This window comes from Blautia sp. MSK.20.85 (genome assembly GCF_013317245.1).
Classification (GTDB): domain Bacteria; phylum Bacillota; class Clostridia; order Lachnospirales; family Lachnospiraceae; genus Blautia_A.
This window is the reverse complement of record NZ_JAAIUN010000093.1, coordinates 1-714: the sequence shown is the minus strand read 5'-3', so window position 1 is coordinate 714 and position 714 is coordinate 1. Positions and strand designations below refer to the sequence as shown.

Sequence of the window (714 nt, the reverse complement as noted above, 5' to 3'; positions counted from 1 at the left end):
ATCAGGTAGTAGAGAGCTGGACTTCCACAGAGGAAGCACACTATATCGAAAAACTTCCAATCGGTAAATATACCTTACGTGAAGAGCAGGCACCGAAAGGATATCTTCTGACATCGGATGTTAGTTTTGAAGTAAAGGATACTGGAAAGATCCAGAAAGTAGCTATGAAAGATGACACTGCCAAGGGAAAAGTGATTCTCAATAAGACAGATAAATCATCAGGAGAACCGCTGAAAGGGGTAGAATTTGAACTTCGTGACAGCAAAGGAAAAGTTCTGGAAACCTTAAAGACAGATGCTGCCGGTCATGCAGAAAGTAAGCTGTATGAGATTGCCACATTTAAGAACGGCAAATATGATACCGCTATCAAGTATTATCTGGTGGAAACAAAGACACTGGACGGATACACACTGGATCAGACCAAGCATGAAGTGACATTTGCCTATGCAGATGACAGTACACCGGTTGTAGAAGTTACCTTTAATCTGACAAATGAGAAACCGGAAGTTCCAGAAACACCGAACACACCACAATCCCATGAAGAGACAAAGGTATCAAACGCACCGAAAACAGGTGACAGCACGAATATCTGGCTGCCGATCCTGCTTCTTGTAATCTCCACAGGAGGTATGGCAGGACTGTATATCAGCAGGAAAAGGAAATAAGGAAACTAAAACCAACGGTTATGATTGGGAGCTTCTATGTGAGGCTCCC

The 714-nt window shown here is 43.0% G+C and carries 1 protein-coding gene; it reads left to right on the top strand.

Annotated features, from left to right (window positions below):
* Positions 1 to 665: SpaA isopeptide-forming pilin-related protein (locus tag G5B12_RS17030; protein ID WP_174088958.1), on the top strand; the 665-nt coding region annotated here is incomplete at its 5' end.
* Between the last annotated feature and the right edge of the window lie 49 nt (positions 666 to 714).